This window comes from Zoogloea sp. GW822-FHT05C07 (genome assembly GCF_058800215.1).
This window is the reverse complement of record NZ_CM179510.1, coordinates 2,989,806-3,009,738: the sequence shown is the minus strand read 5'-3', so window position 1 is coordinate 3,009,738 and position 19,933 is coordinate 2,989,806. Positions and strand designations below refer to the sequence as shown.

Genomic DNA, 19,933 nt, shown 5'->3' with positions numbered 1-19,933 from the left:
AAAGGAAAGGCGGCCGCTCGACGGCTGGTGCCGCCAAAAGCGGCTATGACTGGCTGCTCCCTGCAGAAAAGCACGGCGAACTGCCGCGCCGAAGGAAACGGGTTCGTCTCGGACGGTAACGGGCTCAGTACAAAGGTAAGCGAGCCTCCCTTGGACTTGAACCCGCTCAGCTCCCAGCCGAGCTCTTTCAGCGCCGAGGGCAGTGGTCTCACCGCCGGAGGAAGCTGGCTCATCTCGGACGGAAGCGGGTCCAGTACAAAGGCAAGCGAGCCTCTCTCGGACTTGAGCCAGCTCAGCGCCCAGCCGAACTCTTTCAGCTCCGAGGGCAGTGGTCTCACCACCGGAGGGAGCGGGTTCATCCCGGACGGAAGCTGGCTCCGCACAAAGGTAAGCGAGCCTCCCTCGGACTTGAACCAGCTCAGACCCAGCCTCAGAAAAGGCTCGGTGCCCCAAAAAGCCCGTCCTGAACCGCCGAGCAGCGCAGGGCAGTCGGCCGCACAGCGGACGACCGGTGAGGCACGGGTCGCCTTTCTTGCCTTCTTCTTTGGCGACGCAAAGAAGAAGGTCGCCCGCCGGGGCGAGTCCCGGCCAATTCAAGCCAATAAAACGGAAAGCCGCCCAGAAAAGAGCAGCGAAAACCGAAAAGGCAAAAACACAAAAAAACGGCCCACCACCGAACGGGAGGGGAGAATCGGCAGCGGGCCCAGGGCAAAAAAAGAAACCCGATTAACCCGCCCTCTCCGACCACAACACCCCACCCGTCGCCCAGTTCTCCCGCTTCACATCCACAAACAGGATATCCACCGCCGACGGCTCGCAGCCGAGCACCCGGCAGGTTTCACGGGTCAAGACCTCGACGAGCTCACGCTTTTCGGCCGGCGTACGGCCCTCAAAGAGTTCGATGTGAAAAGTCGGCATGGAAGAGTCCTTTCGGAAAACAGAAGGGAAAACACCGGCGACGAAGCGGACGATCAAGCCGCAAACGACGGATCGTCCCGCATCAGGCGACGCAGCAGCATCGGCCATTCGAGCGCGCCTTCCGGTGCCGGGTCGGCGGTGAGCTGGCTGTGGCTGCGGGCCAGCACGTCGTCCGGCGGCATCACCCGGTGGGTGGCGTCGGGGGCGGCGGCCAGCGCGGCGAGCTGGATCTCGCAGGCCTGCTCCAGGGTGTGCATCAGTACGTAGGCCTCGGCCACCGTGCGACCGCAGGTCAGCGTGCCGTGGTTGCGCAGCAGCAACGCCGGGTGCTGCCCGAGGGCGGCGACCAGGCGGGCCAGTTCGGCGGCGTCGAAGACGAGGCCCCCGTAATCGTGGATGCCGATGTCGCGCCAGAAACGCAGCGCCGGCTGGGACAGCGGCAACAGGCCGTCGGCCAGCGTGGATACGGCGACACCGGCGCGGGTGTGCAGGTGCAGCACACAATGGGCGTCCGGCCGGGCGCGATGCACGGCCGAGTGGATGGCGAAGCCCGCCGGGCTGGCGACGCCCTCCCCGGCCAACACCTGACCGGCGAAGTCCACCACCAGCAGGTTGGACGCGCTGACCTCCTCGAAACCCAGCCCGAAGCGGTTGATCAGGAAGGCATCGTCGCGCCCGGGCAGGCGCCGGGAGATGTGCGTGTAGACCAGGTCGTCCCAGCCTTTGCGGGCCACCAGGCGGTAGCAGGCGGCCACGTCCACCCGCGCCCGCCACTCGTCCTCGCCGCAGGCCTTGGGCCGCCGGGCGTAGGCTTCGCCGACATCGTCGCTGGACATGGCCGTCTCCTTACAGGGCCGGGATCACCGCGCCGGGATCGAGGCTCACCTCGTCGCAGTTGGGGGTGCTGCCGCTGCGATCCACGACGAGGAAATCGCACACCGTCTCCAGCGCCAGCAGCGGGTGGTGCCACACGCCGGTGGCGTAGTTGACGCCCTGGTCGCCGCGGGCCAGGAAGACGCGCAGGTCTTCCGCCTTCGGCGCCGCGCCGGCCGGCGCCACCACCACCAGGTAGGGCTTGCCGGACATCGGGATGAAGGCCTGGCTGGCCAGCGGGTGGCGCTCCATCATCTCGACGCTGAAGGGCAGCGTGCGCGGCTGGCCGCGGAAGATGGAGACGATCACCTTGCCGTCCGGGCCGGCCTCGATCTGGGCGAGGTCATGGTAGCGCTCGGTGTTGCCGGCGTTGATGGTGAAATGACGCACCGCGTCGCTCGCCTCGATGACTTCGCCGAAGGGGGCGAAGGCTTCGCGGGTGAGCGGCTGCGGGGTCAGGCTGAGGCTGTTCATGGCCACTCCTTACTTCGCCACCTTGCCCCACAGGCGCAGACGCGACACGCCGCCGTCGGGGAAGATGTTGAAGCGCACATGGGTGATCGGCCCGAGCTTGGCGATCTGTTCGGTGAAGGTATGCACCGCATCCATCGACAGCTTCTGCTCGGGCAGCAGGGTCTGCCAGAACATGCTCTGGGTGGTGATGGAGCGGTCGGTGCCGCCGCTCACGAAGGCCGCCTGGATCGAGCAGCGGTCCGGGAAGTTGCCCTTGAAGAAGGCGGTGTCCACTTCGATCTTGTCGACCGTGCCGGCGGCGCCCAGTTCGAGCACGCACCAGTCGTTGCCGGGTTCGCGGCGGCGGCGGGTCTCCCAACCATCACCCATATTCTGGCCACGGCCGGGCAGCAGCAGCGCGGCGACGGTGGAGCCGAAGCTGGCGTCGTTCCACGACACCGCGCGGCCGCCGTTCTCCATCGCCACGAGGTCGATGGTCTCGTCGCCGGTCAGGCTCTCCAGCGCACCGACCGGGCGGCCATAGACGCGCAGGCGGGCGATGCCGCCGTCCGGGTAGATGTTGACGCGCAGGTGGGTCCACGCCGCGTCGCTGGCGCATTCGAGGATGTGGTGGCTGTTGGGGCCGAGGGGCGTGGCCGGCAGGATCTCGGTCCAGCTGGCGGCTTTCAGGCTCTCCACGTCGTCGCTGCCCGACACGATGGCCTCGATGGACACCGCCGGCGGGTAGTTCCCGGTGAAGTGGCTGGTGTCCACGTCGAAGCCGCGGATCACGCCCTTCACGCCAAGCTTGAGCAGCGCCCAGTCGTGGCCGGCGACGCGCTTGCGGCGGGACTCCCAGCCATCCATCCACTTGCCGTTGGTGTCGAACTTGCCCGGCACGAACTGGGCCGGTTCGGGGTTGAGCATGCGCGACACTTCGGCGAAGAAGTCGTCGGAGGCGTACAGCGCCTGCGCACCGAGGCGCGGGTTGGCGAGATCCACCGAGCGCAGCGCCCAGTCGGGCAGTTCGGCGGGGGCGGCGAAAACGGGGGCGCCGGGGGTGTGGCTGGCCATGAGTCAGGTCTCCTTTGAATTTTGGTTTGCGATGCAGGGGAGCCATCCGCCCGCAATGGGCGACATGCTCCCGGTTAAAAAAGCCGGGGTGCCGGGCTGGCGGCCCCGGTTCAGTGTCTTCAGCGGGACGCCTCCTGCTGCGCGGCCAGCGGGCCGGTGCTGGCAAGGGCCTCGCGCTCTTCGGTGAGGGCGTCCGTGGACGTCGCGTTGAGGTCCACCGGGATCAGGCCGTCCAGTACGCCCCGCGCCCGCTCCCGGTCGATGTCCTTCTCCCACACGCCGATCACGACGGTGGCGACGCAGTTGCCGATCATGTTGGTGAGCGCCCGCGCCATGCCCATGAACCAATCCACCGACAGCACCAGCACCAGGCCGATGGCCGGGATCGCCGGCACTGCGGACAGCGTGGCGGCGAGGATCACGATGGCCGAGCCCGGCACGCCGTGCGCGCCCTTCGAGGTCACCAGGGAAATGGCCAGGATGGTCAGCAGGTCCGTCAGGGACAGCGGCGTGTTGGTGGCCTGGGCGATGAAGACCGCGGCCAGCGTCAGGTAGATGGAGAAGCCGTCCAGGTTGAAGGAATAGCCGGTGGGGATCACCAGACCGACCGTCGAATTCTTGATGCCCATGAGTTCAAGCTTGCGCATGACCTGGGGCAGCACCGCATCGGACGACGCGGTGCCCAGCACCACCAGCAGCTCCTCCCGCAGGTAGCGCAGCAGCTTGAAGATGTCGAAACCCACCAGGCGCAGAATGGCGCCGAGCACGACGACCACGAAGACCGCACAGTTGAGGTAGAACAGGGCCACCAGCATGCCCAGCTGCTTGAGCGAACCGACGCCATACTTGCCCACCGTGAAGGCGATTGCGCCGAGCACGCCCAGGGGTGCCAGCTTGACGATGTAGCCAATCACCTTGAAGAACACATGGGCCAGGCTGTCGATCGCCAGCGTGACCGGCCGCCCTCGCTCGCCGAGGGCCGCCACCGCACAGCCGAACAGGATGGCCAGCAGCAAAACCTGCAGGATGTCGCCCTTGGCGAAGGCATCCGCGAAAGTGTTCGGAATGATCCTGAGCAGGAAATCCACCGTGCTGGTGGCCTGGGCGGCCTTCTCCGCGTAACCGGCCATCGCCGACGCGTCGAGGTTGTGCGGATCCACATTCATGCCGGCGCCGGGTTGCAACACGTAGGCCAGCAGCACACCGAGGGCCAGCGCGAAGGTGGTGACGACCTCGAAGTACAGCAGCGCCTTGACCCCGACGCGCCCGACCTTCTTGAGATCGCCGGTGCTGCAGATGCCATGGACGACCACGCAGAACACCAGCGGCGCGATGATCGCCTTGATCAGCTTGATGAAACCGTCGCCCAGGGGCTTCAGTTTGGTGGCGAAATCGGGCCACAGGGCGCCGACAACGATCCCCAGGATGAGGGCAATGACAACCTGCCCGAACAGTGTCTTGTAAAAGCGTTTGTGCATGGTTTTACCTCTTGAGCCGGATGAAAGAAGGCCCCCCAGGGGCGGCCGTTCGGGTGCCGCAGTGACGACGGAAGCGATTGCCACCCGTCCATCCTTGGCCATCGATGCCAAAGCCGCCTGGTATTGCAGCCCGCACAGATGCCTACAAACATATTTTGTAAAATGTTAGTTACAAGCTCAGAGATATACCAATAAAAATTTCTTCTAAAAAATCACTCCAATACCACCCGACATTTGCCCACCACGACGCATGGTGTGAAAATCGGCGCCCACACCACGGGAGCGCTCATGAACCTGCCGGACGCCGAAGGCCTGCTGATGGCCGACAAGGCTTTTCTTGCACTGCGAACGCTGCTCACCGGCGGTGAGCTGCGCGCCGGGCAATTCCTCTCCATGCCCGACCTGATGCGTACCCTCGACATGCCCATGGCACCGGTGCGCGAGGCCGTCAAACGGGCCGAATCCCTGGCCCTGGTCCGCGTACTGCCCAAGCGCGGCGTGGCGGTCATGGAAGCCACTTCTGCGCTCATCCGCGACTGCTTCCACCTGCGCACCATCCTCGATCAGGAAGGCGCCCGGGAACTGGTCCGCACGGGCGCCGGCAACCGTCTCGACGGACTGCGGGACAGCCACCAGCGGGTCCTCGACGCAGCCAACGAAGGCATCACCCCCGCGCTGCAGCAAGAAGCCATGCAGGTGGACTGGGACCTCCACACAGCCCTGTCCGAAGCCCTCGGCAACGACAGTGCCCTGGAAATCTACGCCCGCAACCGGGACCGGATTTCCGTCATGCAGCATTCCCGTCCGCTCCTGCCCGACCGCATCATCCCCGCCATGGGCGAGCACCTGGCCATCCTCGACGCGGTGGCCGGCGGCGACGAGAACGCCGCCGCGGCGGCCGTACGCGACCATTTCCGCCAGACCCTGCGCTGGTGGGGCATCATCGCCTGAGCCCCAGCGCCCCCACGCCTCAGCGCTGGAACGGGTGTTTCTCGATCCAGTGCCGGGCGATATCCACCCGCCGACACACCCACACCCGATCATGTTTTTCAATATGGTCGAGGAAACGCTGCAGCGCGCGGAAACGTCCGGGGCGGCCGAGCAGGCGGCAGTGCATGCCCACGCTGAGCATCGCCGGCCGTTCGTCCCCTTCCTCATACATCACGTCGAAAGCGTCGCGCAGGTATTCGAAAAACTCATCCCCGTGGGAGAAGCCCTGCGGCAGCGAGAAGCGCATGTCGTTGGTGTCGAGGGTGTAGGGCACGATCAGGTGCGGTGCGGTGCTGCCGTTGCTCTTCTGCACCTCGGACCAGAACGGCAGGTCGTCGCCGTAGTAATCCGAGTCGTACAGGAAGCCGCCATCGTCGGCGACCAGGCGCCGCGTGTTGGGGGAGTCCCGCCCGGTGTACCAGCCCAGCGGCCGCTCGCCGGTGAGCTGCTCGATGATCTGCATGCCGATCCGCATGTGCTCGCGCTCGGTCGCCTCGTCCACGTTCTGGTAGTGGATCCAGCGCCAGCCGTGGCAGGCGATCTCGTGGCCGAGCTCCTTGAAGGCGGCGGTGAGTTCGGGGTGGCGCTGCAACGCCATCGACACGCCGAAGACGGTCATCGGCAGGCCGCGCCGTTCGAATTCGCGCAGGAAGCGCCACACGCCGACGCGCGAGCCGTACTCGTAGATGCCCTCCATCGACAGGTGGCGGTCCGGGTAGCTGGCCGGGTTGAACAGCTCGGACAGGAACTGCTCGCTGCCGGGATCGCCGTGCAGCACGCAGTTCTCGCCGCCCTCCTCGTAGTTGAGGACGAACTGGACAGCCACCCGAGCCTGCCCCGGCCAGTCGGCGAAGGGCGGCTTGCGGCCGTAGCCGATCAGGTCGCGGGGATAGGCGGGATCGATCTTGCTCATGACGGGACTCCTTGCGCTCAGCCGAGCAGCGCGTCGAGGCGGAAACGGGCGATGCGGCCGATCTGCGCCAAGCAGGTGCGGAACTCGGTGGCCACGTCGTTGGCAAGGCGGGCTTCTACCGCATCCAGGATCTGGTAGCGGGACAGGCCCTTTACCGCGATGACGAAGGGGAAGCCGAAACGTTCCCGGTAGGCGGCATTCAAGTTGCGCAGGCGGGCCAGTTCGTCGGCGCTGCACTGGTCGAGGCCGGCGCCGCGCTGCTCGCCGGTGGAGGCTACGGTCAGCGTGCCGGCGGCGGCTTCCTTGCCGGCCAGTTCCGGGTGGGCACGGATCAGGCCGAGTTTCTCTTCATCCGTGGCGGCGTCGAGCACCGCCAGCATCGCGGCGTGCAGCGCGTCGACGTCGGCGAAGGGGCGGGCCGCCCAGGCCCGCTCGGGAATCCACGGGGAATGTTCGAAGATGTCGGCCAGGCGGGCGACGAACTCGTCCCGCGGCAGCGCCGACAGGGCGGCGACGGAGGTGAGCGCATTCATTTTTTCAAGTCCTCAAGGTCGTGCTGGGGTCGGGGGCTGAATCTCAGTCGGCGAGCCTTGCGCCCTGGGCGTACCAGCGGGCGATCAGCTGGCGCTCGGCGTCGGTGATGCCGGTCAGGTTGCCGAGGGGCATGTAGCCGCTGGCCACCGTCTCGGCCATCTTGGCGGCGTGCTGGCCGATGCCTTCGGCGCTCTGCAGCACCACCCCCTTGGGCGGCTGGGCAAAACCGGCCTGGGTCGGATGCTCGGCGTGGCAGGCAGTGCAACGGGTATCGACCACATGCTTGACGGCAGCGAAGCTCACCTTCTCGCCATCGCTCTTCACCGGCGCAGGGGCCATCAGCACCATCAGCAGGGCCAGCAGCGCGACACCGGCGGCGGGCAACCACCACTTCACCTGGCCCCGGTGGCGCAGCACGAAGAACTGACGGATCAGCACGCCGGCCAGCATCATGACCACCAGCACCAGCCAGCCGTTGGGGTGGGAATAGGTCATCGGGTAGTGGTTGCTGATCATCACGAACAGCACCGGCAGCGTGAAGTAGGTGTTGTGCACCGAGCGCTGCTTGCCGATCTGGCCGGGGCGCGAGTCCACCGGCTCGCCGGCGCGGATCTGCTCGACCATGCGCTTCTGGCCGGGAATGATGTGGATGAACACGTTGGCCACCATCATCGTGCCGAGCATCGCCCCCACATGCATGTAGGCGCCGCGGGCCGAGAACAGGTGGTGCAGCAGCCAGTCGGCCAGCACCACGAAGCCGAACAGCAGCACCGCCAGCAGGCCGTCGCGGCCCATCAGCTTGCGGCACAGCAGGTCATACACCACCCAGCCGCTGGCCAGGAAGGCAATGGAGATACCGACCGCGGCGGGCGGCGTCAGCGCCATGACCTTGGCGTCGATGAGGTAGCTGGAGGCACCGATCCAGTACACCACCGCCAGCAGGCTCATGCCCGACAGCCAGGTGGTGTAGGCCTCCCACTTGGACCAGTGGAGGTCGTGGGTCAGCGGCTCGCCCTGCGGGCCGGTGAGGAACTTCTGGCTGCAGTAGAAGCCGCCGCCATGCACTGCCCACAGCTCGCCGAACACGCCGCGCTTGGCGTCCTCGGGCTTCTTCGGCGGACGCAGGGAGTTGTCGAGCATCACGAAGTAGAACGACGCGCCGATCCAGGCGATGCCGGTGATCAGGTGGAGCCAGCGTAGCAGCAGGTTGGCCCAGTCGAGGAGATAGGTTTCCATGTTTCTTCAGTCTCTCGTGCGAAACGGTGCGCGGGTTCGGGCTCAGCTGCCGCGGTAGGTGGAGTAGCTCCACGGGGAGACCAGCAGCGGCACGTGGTAGTGCTGGGCCGGGTCGGCGATGCCGAAGCGCAGCACCACTTCATCCACGAACAGGGGTTCCGGCAGGGCCTGACCCTGGGCGCGGAAATAGTCGCCGGCGGCAAAGACGATCTCGTAGCTGCCGCGCTCGAAGGCCTCGCCGTCGAGCAGCGGGCTGTCGCAGCGGCCGTCATGGTTGGTGACGGCGCGGCGGATCTCGCGGCGGCCGCCGTCCAGGCGGTAGAGGGTCACGGCAATGCCGGTACCCGGCTTGCCGCTGGCGGTGTCCAGCACGTGGGTGGTAAGGCGTCCCATGCTTGTGTCTCCGGTTGTTGGTGTGGGGATGTGCTGTGCAGTTTAGAGCGGGCTTGGATTAAGGAAATGGATATGAGCTTATAAGCTATATATACTTTTCAATATCTTCCTGCCCCCGCCCCCATGAGCACCCGACGAAGCGACGACCAGCTCGACACCTACCTGCTGCGGATCTTCTGCCTGCTGATCACCGAGCGCAGCGTGTCGCGCACGGCGCTGCGCCTGAACCAGTCTCAGCCGGCGGTGAGCCTGGCGCTCAAGCGCCTGCGCACGATCCTCGGCGACCCGCTGCTGGTGCGGGAAAAGAGCGGCATGGTGCCCACCGAGCGGGCGCTGGCGCTGCTGTCTCACGCCAAGGGCGCGCTGGCGGAGATCGACCGGATGACGTTTGCGCCGGAATCCTTCGAGCCGCAGACCAGCCGCTACGAATTCCGCGTCGGCGCGCCGGACTACCTGGCGCCGATGTTCATTTCAAGCGTGGTCGAGCGGATCCGCAAGGAAGCCCCGCACCTGCGCCTGAGCCTGCAGTCGCTGGGGCCCAACTTCGATTTCGAGCGTTCCCTCGCCGAGGGGGATCTGGACGTGGTGATCGGCAACTGGCCGGAGCCGCCGCACCGCATGCACCTGTCGATGCTGCTGGAGGATGAGATCGTGTGCCTGGTCGGGGCGAGCCATCCGCTGGCCCGCAAGGGATTCACCGCCGACGACTACCAGCGGGCGGTGCATGTGGTGCCGATGCCCTATTCGATGAGCCAGCGCGGCGTGATCGACACGGTGCTGGCGACGCACCGCCTGAACCGGGACGAACGGGTGGTGGTGCAGTCCTTCACGATGGCACCCTACCTGCTGCAGCACAGCGACCTGGTGTTCACCACCACGCGGCATTTCGCGCAGTTCTATGCCGACCTGCTGCCGCTGGTGATCCTGCCGTCGCCGATCCCCTTTCCGGCGATGCGCTTCTACCAACTGTGGCACGAGCGCAACCACCTGTCGCCGGCCCACCGCTGGATCCGCCGGCTGCTCGCCGACTGCGGCAAGCAGATCAAGCCGGGCAGTTGAGGCGCCGCCCGGCGGGCGGCGTCAGGCCATCTGCGAGACCGGCATGGCCAGGTGGAAGCCCTGGGCGTAATCCACGCCCATGCCGCGCAGCTCTTCGAGAATCTCTTCCGACTCGACGAACTCGGCGATGGTGAGGATGCCGAGTTCCTGGCACAGGCGCGTGAGGTTGCGGACCAGCGTGCGATCCACCTTCGACTTGACGATGTTCTTCACGAAGGCGCCGTCGATCTTCACGTAGTCGAAGGTCAGCTCGCGCAGGTAGTGGAAGGAGTTGTAGCCGCTGCCGAAGTCGTCGAGCGCGAACAGGAAGCCCTTCTTGCGCAGATCGCTGAGGAATTTGCGCATGTGGGTCATGTCGCCGATGGCGTCGCGCTCGAGGATCTCGAAGACGATGACATTGGGCGGAATGTCCAGTTGCGCGCACAGCATCTCGGCGTAACCGAGGATGCCGCGGCCCTGGATCTCCTGCGCCGACAGGTTGATGAACAGGCGGAACGGCGGCGTGCCGGGGGTATCCAGGCGTTCCCGCGCGGCGGCGAAGGCCTGCTCGATGATGGCCCGGTCGAGGTCGCGGCCGAGGCCGTATTTCTCGATGGTCTCGATGAAGGCACCGGCCGACAGCGTGGTGCCGTTGGGCTCGATGATGCGCGCCAGCGTCTCGTAGGCGAAGGGCTGGCCGGTGCGGCAGTCGAAGATGGTCTGAAAGTACGGCACCACCCGCTTCTCGCGCAGGGACACGCGCAGCTTCTCGGCGTAGTCGCGGGTCACGCGGCTGGCATGGACCCGGTCCTTCACCGATTCGAAGGTGCCGATGGTGTCCTTGCCGAGCTCCTTGGCGCGGTACAGGCCGATGTCCACGCCGGCCATCAGGTCGGTCATGCTCTTCGCGTCGTTCGGGTAGGACACGATGCCGATCGACGTGGTGACGTGGAAGATCTTGCCGTCGTCGCCCTCGAAGCTCATCTGGCGCAGCTCGGTGCGCAGCTTCTCGGCCACCACCACCGCGCCGTCCAGGCCGGTTTCGACGAGGATGATCGCGAACTCGTCGCCGCCGATGCGGGTCGCCAGGTCGCCGCGCCGCATCACCGTGCGCATCTTCTCGGCAACCTGCTGCAGCACGATGTCGCCGCGCGGGTGGCCGTAGGTGTCATTGACGTCCTTGAAGTCGTCCAGGTCGAGCATCAGGATCGAGAACTCGTGCACATGGCGCTCCGAACGACCGAGCTCATAGCCGAGCATCTCGTTGAAGTAGCGCCGGTTGTGCAGGCCGGTCAGCGGATCGTGGGTCGAATAGTATTCGAGCTCCGACAGCGTGCGGCTGAGGGCCTTGCTGGACCCGACCACCATCACCATCACGGCGAGGATGGAGTGGATCACGCTGCTTTCCTGCGGCGTCAGCTTGTCGAGGGACGCATAGGCGATGCCGAGCAGGCCGGACAGGTTGGACGAATCCATGTCCGGCACCGGCACGGTGATCATGCGGATGTTGTTGGCGTCGACGGCCCGGCGGTTGCGGTTGCGGACGACCTGGAATTCCTCGATGTCGAGCGGCACGTCGGCCGGCAGATCGAGGTGGTCGATCATGTCCCGCGACAGCTTGTGGCGGGCCGAGGTCTTCACCTCCTCCGGGTACTCGCCCATGTAGTAGATGTACAGGGACAGCGCGTTGTCTTCGGAGAAGGCGATGAAAAAGACATCGAAGGGGAAGAAGGCGTGGAAACCGAGCAGCACTTCCTGCACGAAGGCTTTCCACTGGGTGACCTTCTCGTGGGACAGCACGATGGTTTCAAGCACCCGGCTCTGGCGTTCGAGCAGGTCCTTCTCGATCAGCGTGCCGGCCAGGTCCTTGGAGACCCGGTTGAACTCCAGCATGACCTGCTGCAGGTCGCGGGAGTTGTTGCCAAGCTGCCGGCGCCGCTCGCCGACCAGCAGTTCGAGGGTCTTGTCGAGGCGCTCGCAGCGGGCCACCGCCCGGTCCAGGCCACGGGTCAGGTCGTTGCGCTGGGCCTCGCTCATCGGCAGGCCTTCGATCTGCCCGAGGGAATTCTGCAGCCCCTGCAGGATCTCCGCCCGCACGCTCTGCGTCAGTTCGGTGATGCTGGCGGCAAACAAACTGCTGCGCGTCTGGCTCTCGAACAGGGCCGCGAAGCTTTCCAGCACCCGCTGGCGCACGCCCTCCTGGCGCTGCGGGGCGACCAGCAATGGATTGGGTCTCAGATTCACGTGACTCTCCGGAAACGTCCCGACTCCACCATCAGGTCCACGCCGCATTCCAGCTCACGGAACCAATCGAGGAAGGCGGGCACCGCGGCCCCCCGGTAGATCGGGCCGTGCTGCGGCGCGATGAAGTCGATGTCGAGCTTCGACACCGCATCCACCCACAGGCGCGCCGCCTTGTTGGACGCCATGTAGCGGCGGTGGAAGCCGTCGATGTACTGCACGTGGCTGGCGAAGTCCTCCACATAGGGCTCGTCCTCGCCGTCGGGCATCATCGCCGCCCCGATGTCGCCGGTGAACAGCACTTTCGAGATCGGGTCATAGACGTTGATCTGCCCTTCCGAGTGCAGGAAGTGGGCCGGCACCAGCTCCAGCCGGAAACCATCGGCCAGCTCGACCGGCATGCCCTCGTCGGGCACCCCGATGAAGCGGCGCATCGACGAGATGCCGTAGTGCGGCAGGAAGCGCATCCAGATGCTCGACACGTACACCGGTGCCTCGGAGATCTCCAGCCAGGTGGCCAGGCCACCGACGATGTCCGGATCCTGGTGGGACAGCATGATCGCCTTCAGGTGGTCCGGGCTCACGTAGCGCAGCAGCTCGGACAGCACGCGCGGCATCACGCCGAAACCGCCCGGATCGAGCAGCACGCCGTCGTCGCCATGGACGACCAGGTACTGGTTGGAACGGATGCCGTCCTCTTCGCCCGGCTCGCTCTCATTCAGGAGGATGAATTTGTGATCGTCAGTATTGAACAGGGGGATGTTGCGCATGCTGCTTCCTAGGATCCTTCTGTACTTGTCACAGGTGGAATGTGGCGAGGGATTCGCCGTATTCACGCCTTGTGAATTCTGAACTCGCCAATCATGGCCTTGAGGTTTCCCGACGTGGCGAGAAGTTCGCCCGCCGCCCGCTTGGCGTCGCGGGACGCCTGCAGGTTATCGTCGATGAGCTGGGTGATGCGTTCCATGTTGCGGGCCACCTCCTCGCTGGCCTGGGTCTGTTCGACGGTAGCGGCGGAAATGCTGCGGGACATGCCCGTCACCTCGTCGGCGGCGCGGGTCACGCCACCCAGGCTGGCAGCCCCATCGTCCAGGGACGCAATGGTCGCCTCGACCTCGGCGCGGGCGACGGCCATCGCCTCCACTGCCTCGGCGGTGACGGACTGGATCGCCGTCACCGTGGCGGCGATGTCGCGGGAACTGGAGGCGGTCCGTTCGGCCAGCGTGCGCACCTCGTCGGCCACCACCGCGAAGCCGCGGCCCTGCTCACCGGCCCGTGCCGCCTCGATGGCCGCGTTGAGCGCCAGCAAGTTGGTCTGGCCGGCCACGTCGCCGATGACCTGGGTGATGCCGCCGATCTTGCAGATGGCTTCGGACAAACTGTGGATCGTGTCGCCCGAGCGGCTCACCGCGTCGACCACACGGCGCGTCATGTGCACCGTCTCGCCGATCCGCTCATTGCCATCGGCAATCAGTTGCTGGGCCCGCTGGGCGGCGTCGGAGGTATCGCCCGCGCTGCCGGCCACCTCGCGCACCGACACGCTGAGCTCCTCGGTGGCCGCAGCCACGCTCTTGGCGCTGTCGTACTGCTGGACCGACTTGTCGCCGACCTGGCCCATCTGCCGGTCGAGCTGCAGGCAGCGGACCTCGATGGCCCCGGCCGCCGTGGCGATGTCGTCGAGCATCGCCAGCAGATGGGCCTGCATGCCCCCCAGCTGGCAAAACAACAGGCCCGTTTCATCGCGGCGGCTGACGTCCACCTCGTTGGTCAGGTTGCCCTCGGCGATCTGGTCGAAGAAGCGGGCCGCCCTCGCCAGCGGACGATCGACGCGCAGCGAAAAATAGACCCCGACGAAGATGGAAACGAGGGCAGACAGCGCCGCCGCCGTACCGACGAAGACGGTACGCGCCGGCGTCAGCTCGCCGATGGCGCTCGCCACCAGAATCCCTGCTGACAACATGGACATGACACCCATTATGGCCCACAAGCGGGTCTTGAAGGAAAAGCGCCCCAGCAGGCCGGGATTGACGCTGGGAAAGCGCGCCTTGCTGTCGCGGACCCGGGCATACAGTTGCTCGACGGCACGCACCTCGTCACGGGCGGGTTCGGTGCGCACCGACATGTAGCCCACGGTCTGGCCGTTCTTGCGGACCGGCACGACGAAGGCCCGGACCCAGTAGTAATCGCCGTTCTTGCAGCGGTTCTTGACCACGCCGTGCCACGGCAGGCCGCTCTGCACCGTGCGCCACAGGTCGGCAAAGGCCTCCGGCGGCATGTCCGGATGGCGGACGAGGTTGTGGGAACGTCCGAGCAGTTCATCGCGTTGAAAGCCGCTGATGTGGACAAATGCATCGTTGGCGTGGGTGATGATGCCTTTCAGATCGGTTTTGGAGACCAGGTAGCGCCCTGTCGGAAACGGTACTTCGGTCTGTGAAACAGGCAGGTTGACCTTCACGGGTTGTCTTTGGTGTGTATGCCCTCCGGCCGATCTGGCGGCTCGGTAACCGGGGAGACGCGTGCTGTTGTCCAGGATGCGCGGGCTATGTTTTTTATATGGCGCCCGGCATTCACGTCAGCCATCGATTCGATGGCCTCGCGCCCGACGATAGCAATCTTTCATGGGGGTGTATGTCAGGCTTTCCTGAATCACACACAGAAAACCCTGATTTCCGAATGGTCTCCCGGGCGGTCCCCGAAAGCGGCCCTTCCGCCGGCCTCAGGCGACGGTCAGGCCATGGCGGATCGCATAGCGGATCAGGTCGGCGTTGTTGTCCACCTGCAGCTTTTCCATCAGGCGCATCTTGTGGGTGCTGACGGTCTTCGGGCTGAGGTGCAGCTGGTCGGCGATCTCGCCGAGGGGGAGGCCGCTGGCGATGCCTTCGAGCACCTGGCGCTCCCGCTCGGACAGCGCCGCGTGGGCCAGGGAATCGGCCGGGCCACGGTCGAAGACCATCAGGTCCACCAGGGCCGGATCGATGAAACGGCCACCCTGGGCAACCTTGCGGATGCCCGCCAGCAACACCTCCGGCTCGCTGTCCTTGGTGATGTAGCCGCTGGCACCGGCGCGCAGCGTGCGGGCCACGATCTGCCCCTCGTTGTGCATGGACAGGACCAGCAGGGGCAGGCGCGGATAGTCGAGCTGCAGGCGGCCGATGAGGTCCAGCCCGGCCAGGCCGGGCATCGACATGTCGAGCAGCAGCAGGTCCACCGACAGGCGCTGCAACTGCTCGAAGACGTCCTCGCCGCGAGTCGCCTCGGCCACCACCGCGATGTCGATGGTGGTCGCGATGATCTGCTTGAGGCCACTGCGCACGATGGCGTGGTCGTCGGCAATCATCAGCCTGATCATGCGGCCTCCCCGGCCACCAGCGGCAGCTCGATGGACACCGTCGTGCCCCGCCCCGGGCTGCTGTCGAAGACCAGCGTTCCATCGAGGGCCAGCACCCGCTCGCGCATGCCGAGCAGGCCGAAGCTGCGCAGCTTGTCGGCGGCCTGCGGGTCGAAGCCGCAGCCGTCGTCGGAAACATGCAGGCACAGGCGTCCGCTCTCCCGCTTCAGCGACACCTCCACGTGGCGGGCGCGGGCATGGCGGGCGATATTGGTCAGCGACTCCTGCACGAGGCGGAACACCACCGTCGCGCGGGCCTCGTCCATCGCCAGCTCGTCGTCGCCCACATACAGACGGCAGCGGATCTCGGAGCGCCGCTGCAGATCGTCGAGCAGCCACTCGATGGCCGGCACCAGGCCCAGGTCGAGGGCTGCCGGGCGCAGGTTGCTGGCGATCTGGCGCACCACGTCGATGGTGCCCTCGGCCAGTTCGCGCATGCGCTCGGCCATACGGAAGAGTTCAGGGTTGTGGCCGAAGCCGATGCGCAGCAGGGAAACGTCCATCTTCAGCGCGGTCAGGCGCTGGCCCAGCTCGTCGTGGATCTCGCGGGCGATGTGCTTGCGCTCCTGCTCCAGCAGCGTCTTCTGGTGATGGGACAGCTCGCGCAGCTGCCGCCGCGATTCGAGCAGGGCCTGTTCGGCCTGCTTCTGGGTGTCGATATCGAGCATCTGGCCGACCGACGCAATCATCCGGCCGTTCTTGTCGAGGATCTCGGAGACCACCATCAGCGCCCACACCACGCGGCCATCCTTGCGCACGTAGCGCTTTTCCATCTGGAACTTGGGCAGCTTGCCGTCGAGCATCAGGGCCCGCGCACTGACGTTGTCCGCCAGGTCATCCGGGTGGGTCAGGTCGTGGTAGGACATGCCCAGCAGTTCGGCCTCGGAATAGCCGACGAACTCGCACATGGCCTGGTTGACCTTCATGTAGCGCCCGTCGAAGTCGGCCACCGCCATACCGACCGCCGCCGAATCGAAGGTGCTCTGGAAGAACTCCTTGCTGAGGCGCATCTCCTCCTTGGCGCGACGGACCTTGGCGATGACCGAGCAGGCACCACCCACCGTCGACAGGCTCAGCAGGGTCATCGCCACGGCGATGGAAAGGTTGATGTTCGCGAATACGTCCATGCGCTTCGAAAGGGTCCGGCAGCCCGGGCTCCAGTGTTTCGACGCAGGTTAACACATGCCCCGGAGCGCTTTGCGGTACTCCACCACGGTCCGGCATGCGTTTGCCGGCGCGCCCGCAAAATTCCCGGCCATCCGCGCCGAAGGGCGCCGGCCGTGGCTTTCCGGCCGATGCGGGGTCAGGCGCCGGTGGCGTATTCGGGCCGCGCGGCGAGACGCTGGCGCAGGCGCTCGACGACGATGCGCACCTTCGGCGACAGGTTGCGCCGCGGCGGGATCAGCGCCCACACGCCGTGGGCCGGGCTGTGCAGTTGGAAGTCCGGCAGCAGCGCCACCAGCGCGCCGCTGTGCAGGTGCGGCAGCACATAGTAGTCGGGCAACTGGCACACGCCGATGCCGCACAGCGCCGCATCCAGCACCGCCAGGCCGCTGTTGCAGCGCCAGTTGCCGGCCACCCGCTGGGACAGCTCGCGCCCGTCGGCCTGGAACAGCCAGCTGTCGGAAATGCCCAGCAGGCAGTTGTGGCGCTCCAGGTCGGCAAGGGTGCTTGGCGTGCCGTGGCGGGCCAGGTAGTCGGGCGTCGCGCACACGTACATCACCCGCGGCGCCAGGCGTACCGCTACCAGCCGGGTGTCGCTCAGGCGGCCGAGGCGGATCGCGATGTCGTAGCCCTCCTGCACCAGGTCGCGGGGCGTGTTGTCGAGTTCGATCTCGACCTGCAGCTGGGGATGTTCGGCCACCAGCTCGTTGATCAGCGGCACGATGTAGCGCTCGCCGTACACCGCCGAGCTGGTGATGCGCAGCAGGCCCTTGGGGCTCTGCTCCAGGTCGAGCACCGAGCGGAAGGCCTCGTCGAAGCCGTCCTGCAGCTGGCGGCAGTGCTGGAAGAAGGCCTGCCCGGCCTCGGTGAGGCGCACCAGCCGCGTGCTGCGGTGGAACAGGCGGGTCTGCATGCGCTCCTCGAGGCGCTGCACCTGGCGGCTCACGTGGGACGCCGACAGGCCCAGGCGCCGCGCCGCCGCCGAAAAGCCGCCGGTCTCGGCGACGGCCACGAATTCTTCCAGACCTTCCCAACGGCTCATGACGGTACGCTACGATCTATTATTGTCAGACAGCAATAATGTTTTGACAAAGCACCGGATTATCCGCCAGCAGTCCATAAATTACACTGCCGGCTTTCCTTCAGCCTTCCACCGGAGACACCGATGATCAAATCCCGCGCCGCCGTCGCCTGGGCCGCCAAGCAGCCCCTCGAAATCACCGAAGTGGACGTGGCCCCGCCGAAAGCCGGCGAGGTGCTGGTGCGCATCGTGGCCACCGGCGTCTGCCACACCGACGCCTTCACGCTGTCCGGCGCCGACCCGGAAGGCATCTTCCCGACCATCCTCGGCCACGAAGGCGGCGGCATCGTCGAAGCCATCGGCGAAGGCGTCACCTCGGTCGCCGTCGGCGACCACGTGATCCCGCTATACACGCCCGAATGCGGCAAGTGCAAGTTCTGCCTGTCCGGCAAGACCAACCTGTGCCAGGCCATCCGCGCCACCCAGGGCAAAGGCCTGATGCCCGACGGCACCACCCGTTTCAGCAAGGACGGCAAGCCCATCTTCCATTACATGGGCACCTCGACCTTCTCCGAATACACCGTGCTGCCGGAAATCTCGGTGGCCAAGATCAGCAAGGACGCCCCGCTCGAGAAGGTGTGCCTGCTCGGCTGTGGCGTAACCACCGGCATCGGCGCGGTGATGAACACCGCCAAGGTCGAACCGGGCGCCACCGTGGCGATCTTCGGCCTCGGCGGCATCGGCCTGTCGGCGGTGATCGGCGCGGTGATGGCCAAGGCCTCGCGCATCGTCGCTGTGGACGTGAACCCGGCCAAGTTCGAGATCGCCAGGCAGCTCGGCGCCACCGACTGCATCAACCCGCTCGACTACGACAAGCCGATCCAGGAAGTCATCGTCGACCTCACCGACGGCGGCGTCGATTACTCCTTCGAGTGCATCGGCAACACCAAGGTCATGCGCTCGGCACTGGAGTGCTGCCACAAGGGCTGGGGCGAATCGATCATCATCGGCGTCGCTGGCGCCGGCGAAGAGATCTCCACCCGCCCCTTCCAGCTGGTCACCGGCCGAGTCTGGCGCGGTTCGGCCTTCGGCGGCGTGCGCGGCCGCTCCGAGCTGCCGGGCTACGTCGAGAAGGCCCAGCGCGGCGAGATCCCGCTCGACACCTTCATCACCCACACCATGGGCCTCGCCGACATCAACAAGGCCTTCGACCTGATGCACGAAGGCAAGAGCATCCGTACCGTCATCCACTTCGACAAGTAAGCGGCGCGGCCCGGCGGGCGGGTTCATCCGGGCCCGTCCACCGGGCCGGCCCGGAGCCCTCCCCCATGACTTCTCCCCTCACCCTCGTTTCCGAGAACCGCAGCTTCGGCGGCTGGCACCGCCGTTACCGGCACGCCGCAACCAGCACCGGCTGCGCCATGACCTTCGCCGTATTCCTGCCGCCGCAGGCGGCGGACGGCCCGGTGCCGGTGCTGTACTGGCTGTCCGGCCTCACCTGCACGGACGAGAACTTCATGCAGAAAGCCGGCGCCCACCGGGTCGCCGCCGAGCTGGGCATCGCCATCGTCGCTCCCGACACCAGCCCGCGCGGCGCCGACGTGCCCGGTGACCCTGACGGCGCGTGGGATTTCGGCCACGGCGCCGGCTTCTACGTGAACGCCACCCAGGCCCCGTGGAAAGACCACTACCGCATGCACGACTACGTGGTGCACGAGCTGCCGGCCCTCGTCGAGGCGAACCTGCCGGTGAGCGCCGCGCGCGCCATCTCCGGCCATTCGATGGGCGGCCATGGCGCGCTGGTGTGCGCGCTGCGCAACCCCGGCCGCTACCTGTCGGTGTCGGCCTTCGCGCCGATCAGCAACCCGATGGACTGCCCGTGGGGCCACAAGGCCCTGTCCCGCTACCTCGGCGAAGACCGGGAAAGCTGGCGCGCGTGGGATGCCTGCGAGCTGATCGCCGGCGCCAGCGAACGCCTGCCGCTGCTGGTGGACCAGGGCGAGGCCGACAGCTTCCTCGCCGAACAGCTCAAGCCGGACGCCCTCGCCCGCGCCTGCGCCGCCGCCGGCCACCCGCTGACCCTGCGCCTTCAGCCGGGCTACGACCACAGCTACTACTTCATCGCCAGCTTCATCGAGGACCACCTGCGCCACCACGCGGCGGCGCTGCGCGGCTGAGGCCGGCGGTGGGCGACCGAGTTCGCCCCCACGACTTGAAGC

General features: G+C 66.5%; 19 protein-coding genes. 4 read left to right on the top strand and 15 right to left on the bottom strand.

The features are described 5' to 3' along the window. Positions 1–726: 726 nt before the first annotated feature. The 5 genes from AC3QL2_RS14075 to AC3QL2_RS14055 form a co-directional block, all read right to left on the bottom strand. Entirely contained in the window at positions 727–918 is a 192-nt protein-coding gene (locus AC3QL2_RS14075; RefSeq protein ID WP_493231018.1) for a 4-oxalocrotonate tautomerase, read from the bottom strand. Between the two features lie 53 nt (positions 919–971). Next, positions 972–1,754: a class II aldolase/adducin family protein gene (locus AC3QL2_RS14070; RefSeq protein ID WP_493231017.1), complete on the bottom strand. Its 783-nt coding sequence runs from the start codon at positions 1,752–1,754 to the stop codon at positions 972–974. 10 nt (positions 1,755–1,764) lie between these two features. Continuing rightward, entirely contained in the window at positions 1,765–2,265 is a 501-nt protein-coding gene (locus tag AC3QL2_RS14065; protein WP_493231016.1) for an ureidoglycolate lyase, read from the bottom strand. 9 nt (positions 2,266–2,274) lie between these two features. After that, on the bottom strand, positions 2,275–3,318 hold the full coding sequence (alc, locus tag AC3QL2_RS14060; protein WP_493231015.1) for an allantoicase: 1,044 nt from the start codon (positions 3,316–3,318) through the stop codon (positions 2,275–2,277). A gap of 119 nt (positions 3,319–3,437) precedes the next feature. Further along, positions 3,438–4,796, bottom strand: coding sequence for a C4-dicarboxylate transporter DctA (locus AC3QL2_RS14055; protein ID WP_493231014.1), 1,359 nt, complete (start codon positions 4,794–4,796; stop codon positions 3,438–3,440). A 288-nt stretch (positions 4,797–5,084) separates the two neighbouring features. On the opposite strand from AC3QL2_RS14055, the gene AC3QL2_RS14050 reads away from it, so the two are divergent. After that, on the top strand, positions 5,085–5,747 hold the full coding sequence (locus AC3QL2_RS14050; protein ID WP_493231013.1) for a GntR family transcriptional regulator: 663 nt from the start codon (positions 5,085–5,087) through the stop codon (positions 5,745–5,747). A gap of 19 nt (positions 5,748–5,766) precedes the next feature. Here the strand turns inward: AC3QL2_RS14050 and puuE are convergent, their stop codons facing one another. The 4 genes from puuE to uraH are packed head-to-tail and all read right to left on the bottom strand — an operon-like array spanning position 5,767 to position 8,862. Further along, positions 5,767–6,699: an allantoinase PuuE gene (puuE, locus tag AC3QL2_RS14045; RefSeq protein WP_493231012.1), complete on the bottom strand. Its 933-nt coding sequence runs from the start codon at positions 6,697–6,699 to the stop codon at positions 5,767–5,769. Positions 6,700–6,716: 17 nt separating this feature from the next. Next, complete coding sequence (gene uraD / locus AC3QL2_RS14040) at positions 6,717–7,232, bottom strand: 2-oxo-4-hydroxy-4-carboxy-5-ureidoimidazoline decarboxylase (RefSeq protein ID WP_493231011.1); 516 nt, start codon at positions 7,230–7,232, stop codon at positions 6,717–6,719. Positions 7,233–7,275: 43 nt separating this feature from the next. Continuing rightward, the gene (locus AC3QL2_RS14035) at positions 7,276–8,469 is read right to left on the bottom strand and encodes a urate hydroxylase PuuD (protein WP_493231010.1); all 1,194 of its coding nucleotides are present in this window, start codon (positions 8,467–8,469) and stop codon (positions 7,276–7,278) included. Between the two features lie 42 nt (positions 8,470–8,511). Then, positions 8,512–8,862 carry a hydroxyisourate hydrolase gene (gene uraH, locus AC3QL2_RS14030; RefSeq protein ID WP_493231009.1) on the bottom strand — a complete coding sequence of 117 codons (351 nt, stop codon included), beginning with the start codon at positions 8,860–8,862 and terminating at the stop codon, positions 8,512–8,514. 123 nt (positions 8,863–8,985) lie between these two features. Here uraH and AC3QL2_RS14025 point away from each other — a divergent pair, with 123 nt between their 5' ends. Continuing rightward, positions 8,986–9,921, top strand: a complete 936-nt coding sequence (locus tag AC3QL2_RS14025; RefSeq protein ID WP_493231008.1) for a LysR family transcriptional regulator — start codon at positions 8,986–8,988, stop codon at positions 9,919–9,921. A 21-nt stretch (positions 9,922–9,942) separates the two neighbouring features. On the opposite strand, the gene AC3QL2_RS14020 is transcribed toward AC3QL2_RS14025, so the two are convergent. The 6 genes from AC3QL2_RS14020 to AC3QL2_RS13995 form a co-directional block, all read right to left on the bottom strand. Beyond that, entirely contained in the window at positions 9,943–12,144 is a 2,202-nt protein-coding gene (locus AC3QL2_RS14020; protein WP_493231007.1) for a putative bifunctional diguanylate cyclase/phosphodiesterase, read from the bottom strand. Further along, positions 12,141–12,911 (bottom strand): oxygen-binding di-iron domain-containing protein, encoded by a 771-nt coding sequence (locus tag AC3QL2_RS14015; RefSeq protein ID WP_493231006.1) that lies wholly within the window; start codon positions 12,909–12,911, stop codon positions 12,141–12,143. Before AC3QL2_RS14015 ends, AC3QL2_RS14020 begins: the two co-directional genes overlap by 4 nt. A gap of 62 nt (positions 12,912–12,973) precedes the next feature. After that, positions 12,974–14,596, bottom strand: coding sequence for a methyl-accepting chemotaxis protein (locus AC3QL2_RS14010; protein WP_493231005.1), 1,623 nt, complete (start codon positions 14,594–14,596; stop codon positions 12,974–12,976). A 261-nt stretch (positions 14,597–14,857) separates the two neighbouring features. Continuing rightward, positions 14,858–15,490, bottom strand: a complete 633-nt coding sequence (locus AC3QL2_RS14005) for a response regulator (RefSeq protein ID WP_493231004.1) — start codon at positions 15,488–15,490, stop codon at positions 14,858–14,860. Further along, the gene (locus AC3QL2_RS14000) at positions 15,487–16,656 is read right to left on the bottom strand and encodes a sensor histidine kinase (protein WP_493231003.1); all 1,170 of its coding nucleotides are present in this window, start codon (positions 16,654–16,656) and stop codon (positions 15,487–15,489) included. Before AC3QL2_RS14000 ends, AC3QL2_RS14005 begins: the two co-directional genes overlap by 4 nt. A gap of 176 nt (positions 16,657–16,832) precedes the next feature. Continuing rightward, positions 16,833–17,735, bottom strand: a complete 903-nt coding sequence (locus AC3QL2_RS13995) for a LysR family transcriptional regulator (protein WP_493231002.1) — start codon at positions 17,733–17,735, stop codon at positions 16,833–16,835. A 123-nt stretch (positions 17,736–17,858) separates the two neighbouring features. Here AC3QL2_RS13995 and AC3QL2_RS13990 point away from each other — a divergent pair, with 123 nt between their 5' ends. Both AC3QL2_RS13990 and fghA read left to right on the top strand, forming a co-directional pair. Beyond that, complete coding sequence (locus AC3QL2_RS13990) at positions 17,859–18,977, top strand: S-(hydroxymethyl)glutathione dehydrogenase/class III alcohol dehydrogenase (RefSeq protein WP_493231001.1); 1,119 nt, start codon at positions 17,859–17,861, stop codon at positions 18,975–18,977. A gap of 65 nt (positions 18,978–19,042) precedes the next feature. After that, a complete protein-coding gene (fghA, locus tag AC3QL2_RS13985) occupies positions 19,043–19,891 on the top strand; it encodes an S-formylglutathione hydrolase (RefSeq protein WP_493231000.1) in 849 nt (282 codons plus the stop codon). Positions 19,892–19,933: the final 42 nt, after the last annotated feature.

Excerpts from the sequence above, each read along its gene's own strand:
- AC3QL2_RS14070 (WP_493231017.1), bottom strand. The coding sequence starts at position 1,754 with ATGTCCAGCGACGATGTCGGCGAAGCCTACGCCCGGCGGCCCAAGGCC.
- AC3QL2_RS14035 (WP_493231010.1), bottom strand. The coding sequence starts at position 8,469 with ATGGAAACCTATCTCCTCGACTGGGCCAACCTGCTGCTACGCTGGCTC.
- uraD (WP_493231011.1), bottom strand. The coding sequence starts at position 7,232 with ATGAATGCGCTCACCTCCGTCGCCGCCCTGTCGGCGCTGCCGCGGGAC.
- alc (WP_493231015.1), bottom strand. The coding sequence starts at position 3,318 with ATGGCCAGCCACACCCCCGGCGCCCCCGTTTTCGCCGCCCCCGCCGAA.
- AC3QL2_RS14075 (WP_493231018.1), bottom strand. The coding sequence starts at position 918 with ATGCCGACTTTTCACATCGAACTCTTTGAGGGCCGTACGCCGGCCGAA.
- AC3QL2_RS14015 (WP_493231006.1), bottom strand. The coding sequence starts at position 12,911 with ATGCGCAACATCCCCCTGTTCAATACTGACGATCACAAATTCATCCTC.
- AC3QL2_RS13990 (WP_493231001.1), top strand. The coding sequence starts at position 17,859 with ATGATCAAATCCCGCGCCGCCGTCGCCTGGGCCGCCAAGCAGCCCCTC.
- AC3QL2_RS14065 (WP_493231016.1), bottom strand. The coding sequence starts at position 2,265 with ATGAACAGCCTCAGCCTGACCCCGCAGCCGCTCACCCGCGAAGCCTTC.
- AC3QL2_RS14055 (WP_493231014.1), bottom strand. The coding sequence starts at position 4,796 with ATGCACAAACGCTTTTACAAGACACTGTTCGGGCAGGTTGTCATTGCC.
- puuE (WP_493231012.1), bottom strand. The coding sequence starts at position 6,699 with ATGAGCAAGATCGATCCCGCCTATCCCCGCGACCTGATCGGCTACGGC.
- AC3QL2_RS14000 (WP_493231003.1), bottom strand. The coding sequence starts at position 16,656 with ATGGACGTATTCGCGAACATCAACCTTTCCATCGCCGTGGCGATGACC.
- fghA (WP_493231000.1), top strand. The coding sequence starts at position 19,043 with ATGACTTCTCCCCTCACCCTCGTTTCCGAGAACCGCAGCTTCGGCGGC.
- AC3QL2_RS13995 (WP_493231002.1), bottom strand. The coding sequence starts at position 17,735 with ATGAGCCGTTGGGAAGGTCTGGAAGAATTCGTGGCCGTCGCCGAGACC.
- AC3QL2_RS14025 (WP_493231008.1), top strand. The coding sequence starts at position 8,986 with ATGAGCACCCGACGAAGCGACGACCAGCTCGACACCTACCTGCTGCGG.
- AC3QL2_RS14050 (WP_493231013.1), top strand. The coding sequence starts at position 5,085 with ATGAACCTGCCGGACGCCGAAGGCCTGCTGATGGCCGACAAGGCTTTT.
- uraH (WP_493231009.1), bottom strand. The coding sequence starts at position 8,862 with ATGGGACGCCTTACCACCCACGTGCTGGACACCGCCAGCGGCAAGCCG.
- AC3QL2_RS14005 (WP_493231004.1), bottom strand. The coding sequence starts at position 15,490 with ATGATCAGGCTGATGATTGCCGACGACCACGCCATCGTGCGCAGTGGC.